Genomic DNA, 5,010 nt, shown 5'->3' with positions numbered 1-5,010 from the left:
CAGCGCGTAGAGCGAGCCGCACGCCATGTGCGTGAACAGGCCGAACACCAGCATCATCGTGACCGCCATCATGACCGTGCCCGACTGCGAGAACGCGATCAGGAACACGCCCTCCCCGATCATCAGGCCGAACAGCAGCCAGGTGCGGCCATCCAGTCCCTTCGTCTGCGCAATCCTGTCGGAAATCAGGCCGCCCAGGGCGCGTGCGAAGAGCGCCAGGAGGCCGAACGCGCCGACCGCCAGCCCGGCATCCTCGAGCGAGAGCTGGTAGCGGTTGAAGTAGTAGGTCGCGGCAATCGAGTGGACGAACAGCTCGACCCCGAACGATGCGCCGTAGCAGGCGCCGAGCAGCCACACCCGGTAATTCCTGGACGCCTCCTTCATCACGTCCCAGCCGCCCTTCTTGCCGACCATCGTCGACAGGCCGGCCCGGCGCATGTCGGCGAAGTTGCCCTCGGGCGTGTCCTGCGTGTACATCCAGTAGATCACCGCCGTGACCAGCATCAGGGCGGCCGGCAGGACCTGCGCGTAGCGCCAGGACATGCCCTTGCTGAAGCCCCAGGCGCCCACCAGCGCGAGCACGATCGGCATCACGCTCTGCGTCACGCCGCCGCCGGCGTTGCCCCAGCCGCCCACGGTGGCGTTGGCGGTGCCGACCACGTTGGGCGCGAACATCACCGAGGTGTGGAACTGGGTGATGACGAAGCTGGCTCCGATGATGCCGATCAGCAGGCGGAACACCAGGAACGAGGTGTAGTCCCAGGCGAAGGCCACGCCGATCACCGGGAAGGCGCCGAAGAACAGCAACGCCGTGTAGGTGAGGCGCGGCCCGTACTTGTCGCACAGCGGGCCGATGACGAAGCGGGCGAGCACGGTCGCGAACACGCCGGCGATGCCGATCGAGTAGACCTGGTCGTTGGTGAGCTTGAGGTCGCCCTTGATGACCGGCATCAGCGGCGCGGTGGCGAACCCGAATTCCTCGGCGCCCAGCAACGCAGCGATCATCACGTCGCGACCGGTCTTGAGCTGCCCGTCGACCTGCACCACGATCCGGTCGCGCAACCCGTTGAGCAGCAACGTCTGCTGGGTTTCGGCCAGGCCCAGCTCCCACGGCGCGCCGGCATGCTTCATCGACGTCAGCGGGGTCGCGCCGGTGCCGCCGTCGTGCCCGGAGATCAGGACCACGTCGGCATGCGCCTTGGACACACCTGCGGCCACGGTGCCGACGCCGTTCTCAGACACCAGCTTGACGTGGATGCGGGCCTGCGGGTTGGCGTTTTTCAGGTCGTAGATCAGCTGCTTCAAGTCCTCGATGGAGTAGATGTCGTGGTGCGGCGGCGGGGAGATAAGCCCCACACCGGGCGTGGAGTGACGCACCTCGGCGATCCACGGGTACACCTTGCCACCCGGAAGCTGGCCGCCCTCACCGGGTTTCGCGCCCTGGGCCATCTTGATCTGGATGTCGGTGCAGTTGGTCAGGTAGTGCGAGGTGACACCGAACCGCGCCGACGCGACCTGTTTGATCGCGCTGCGGCGCCAGTCGCCGTTCGGGTCGCGCCCGTAGCGGCTGACGTGCTCGCCGCCCTCACCGCAGTTGGACCGCCCACCGAGCCGGTTCATCGCGATCGCCAATGTTTCGTGCGCCTCAGCTGAGATCGAGCCGTAGCTCATCGCTCCGGTGGCGAAGCGCTTGACGATCTCGCTGGCCGGTTCGACCTCCTCCAGCGGAACTGGCGGGCGCACACCGGCTTTGAATTTTAGCAGCCCGCGCAGTGACGCCATCTGCTCGCTCTGGTCGTCGACCAGACGGGTGTATTCCTTGAAGATCTTGTACTGCCCAATGCGGGTGGAGTGCTGCAGTTTGAAGACGGTGTCCGGGTTGAACAGGTGGTATTCGCCCTCCCGGCGCCACTGGTATTCCCCGCCCACTTCGAGCTCGCGGTGGGCGCGCTCCTTGGGCCGATCTAGAAACGCCAGCGAGTGGCGGGCGGCGACGTCGGCGGCGATGTCGTCGAGAGTGATGCCACCGGTGGGACAGGCCAGCCCGGTGAAGTATTCGTCGAGCACTGCCTCGGAGATGCCGACGGCCTGGAACAGTTGCGCGCCGGTGTAGGACGCAAGCGTCGAGATGCCCATTTTCGACATCACTTTGAGCACGCCCTTGCCGGCGGCCTTGATGTAGTTGTGCAGCGCCGTCTCGCGGTCGAAACCCTCCAGCACGCCGCGGTCGAGCATGTCCTCGATCGACTCGAACGCCATGTAAGGGTTGATCGCGGCCGCCCCGAAGCCCAGCAGCATGGCCATGTGGTGCACCTCGCGGGCATCACCGGATTCGACCACCAGCCCGACTTGGGTGCGGGTGCGTTCGCGCACCAGGTGGTGATGCACCGCCGAGACCGCCAGCAGCGACGGGATCGGGGCCATCGCCTCGTCCGATTCGCGGTCGGACAAGATGATGATCCGCGCGCCGTCGGCGATGGCGACCGAGGTCTGCGCGCGCACCTCGTCAAGCGCGGCTTGGAGGCCGGTTCCGCCCTCGGCCACCGGGTACAGGCAGCGAATGACCTTGGAGCGCAAGCCGAGCTGTCGCCCGTTGACCTCAACGTCGGGGTCGAGGTTGACCAGCTTGGCCAACTCGTGGTTGCGCAAGATCGGCTGGGCCAACTGGATCTGATGACAGGATTTCTCGTCCGGGTTGAGCAGGTCGCCTTCTGGGCCGATGGTGTGCTGCAGACTGGTCACCACCTCTTCGCGGATGGCGTCCAGCGGCGGGTTGGTCACCTGGGCGAACAGCTGATGGAAATAGTCGAACAGCATCCGGGGCCGCTGCGAGAGCACCGCGACCGGGGTGTCGGTGCCCATCGACCCGATCGGCTCGGCGCCAGTTCGCGCCATCGGCGCCACCAGCAGGTTGAGCTCTTCGTAGGTGTAGCCGAACACCAACTGGCGCAAGACGATTCGGTGGTGTGGCATCCGCGCGTAATTGCCTTGCGGCAGTTTGTCGAGCGGTACCAAGCCCTTCTCGAGCCATTGCTGGTACGGATGCTCGGCGGCCAGCTCGGCCTTGATCTCCTCGTCGTCGACAATGCGGCCCTGAGCGGTGTCGACCAAAAACATCCGGCCCGGTTGCAGGCGCATCCGGCGCACCACCGTCGACGGGTCGAGGTCGAGCACCCCGGCCTCGGAGGCCATCACCACCAGCCCGTCGTCCGTAACCCAAATCCGGGACGGCCGTAGGCCGTTGCGGTCGAGCACCGCGCCGACGATGGTGCCGTCGGTGAACGTCATCGACGCCGGGCCGTCCCACGGCTCCATCAACGAGGCGTGGTAGGCGTAAAAGGCGCGGCGCGCGGGGTCCATGGATTCGTGGCGCTCCCAGGCTTCGGGAATCATCATCAGCACCGCATGCGCCAAACTGCGCCCACCCAGGTGCAGCAACTCGAGCACCTCGTCGAAGCGTGCGGTGTCGGAGGCACCCGGGGTGCAGATCGGGAACAACTTCTCGACGTCGTCGTACGAGCCGAAGACCTCGGTGTGGATCAGCGCTTCGCGGGCGCGCATCCAGTTCTCGTTGCCGGTGACAGTGTTGATCTCGCCGTTGTGGGCGATGCGCCGGAACGGATGCGCCAGCGGCCACGACGGGAACGTGTTGGTGGAGAATCGTGAGTGCACGATGCCCAGCGCGCTGTCGAGCCGGTCATCTTGCAGGTCAAGGTAGAACGCCTTGAGCTGCGGCGTGGTCAGCATTCCTTTGTAGACGAACGTCTGACCGGAAAGGCTTGGGAAATAAACTGTTTCGCGACCGGGGCCGTCCTGGCCCGGGCCCTTGGTGCCCAGTTCGTGTTCGGCGCGCTTGCGAATTACATACGCGCGGCGCTCCAGCGTCATACCCGACGCCCCGGCGATGAACAACTGCCGGAAAGTGGGCATCGCATCGCGGGACAAGGCGCCCAGCGAGGAGTCGTCGGTGGGCACATCGCGCCAGCCGAGCGTTTGCAGGCCTTCGGCTTCGACGATCTTCTCCACCGCCGCGCAGGCCGCCGCGGCATCTTTGGACGATTGCGGCAAAAACGCGATTCCGGTGGCGTAGCTGCCGGCGGGTGGTAGCTCGAACTCCACCACCGACCGCAGGAACTTGTCGGGAACCTGGATCAGGATGCCGGCGCCGTCACCGCTGTGCGGCTCGGCACCCTGGGCGCCGCGGTGCTCGAGGTTGAGCAGCGCGGTGATCGCCTTGTCCACGATGTCGCGGCTACGGCGGCCATGCATGTCCACGACCATGGCCACCCCGCACGAGTCGTGCTCGAATGCCGGGTTGTACAGGCCGACGCGGTTGGGCGCCATTCCCACCTGACCCTTCACGAAAACTTTCTGCGCGGCATATGAACGGCTCCGTCGGCGCCGCGCCCCGGACGTTGCGGGCTAGGCCCCTTCGGTCTTGTCGACACGGTGGTCACCAAGCGGTGATGATTCGGTCAGGGGATGCGTCCGTGCAGCGCTGAACGGTGGCCCTGTGCCCGGTCTCGACAAGTCGTAAAACGATATGACAAAAACCGCCTGACATGCCAACTTCGTCAATAGTAATCGTTCGGTGGAGTGCTCGCCCCGAACGCGTTTTTAATGCGACGCCCGTCACGTCGGCGGCGATGACAGCTGGTCACAGACCATAGGGTGGCCGCTGATGCGGCTCACCTAGGCCGCCGGGCTTCGGTGGCATGTGGCCATGCTGTTTTGCCCGACCGGGCCGGGGCCGCAGGACGACGTGTGACCGATACTGGTCGCATGCCCCACGTTGCCGATGGGCGGCAGCGTCTTTCTGCACCGAACCGACCGCGGGGAACTGATGAGCGAGCGTGACGACTTCCTGAGGGACCGGCTGCGTCCCGCATCGCCTGGGGGTTCCCCTCCGGCGCAACCGCCGCATGCCCAGGCTCAACATCAGCCGACCATGCCGTTGCCGGCCTACCCGCCGCCGGTGCGTCCCCGCCCGACCGCGGCCCCTCCCCCGTC

The 5,010-nt window shown here is 66.1% G+C and carries 1 protein-coding gene; it reads right to left on the bottom strand.

Features of this window, described 5'->3' with window-relative positions; genetic code table 11:
- Positions 1 to 4,344: glutamate synthase large subunit (gene gltB, locus ACFE99_RS22725; RefSeq protein ID WP_375488795.1), on the bottom strand; the 4,344-nt coding region annotated here is incomplete at its 3' end.
- Positions 4,345 to 5,010: the final 666 nt, after the last annotated feature.

It is taken from the genome of uncultured Mycobacterium sp. (genome assembly GCF_964249325.1).
GTDB lineage: Bacteria > Actinomycetota > Actinomycetes > Mycobacteriales > Mycobacteriaceae > Mycobacterium.
Note: the sequence above shows the minus strand (reverse complement) of the source record. Positions and strands in the feature narration are given on the sequence as shown.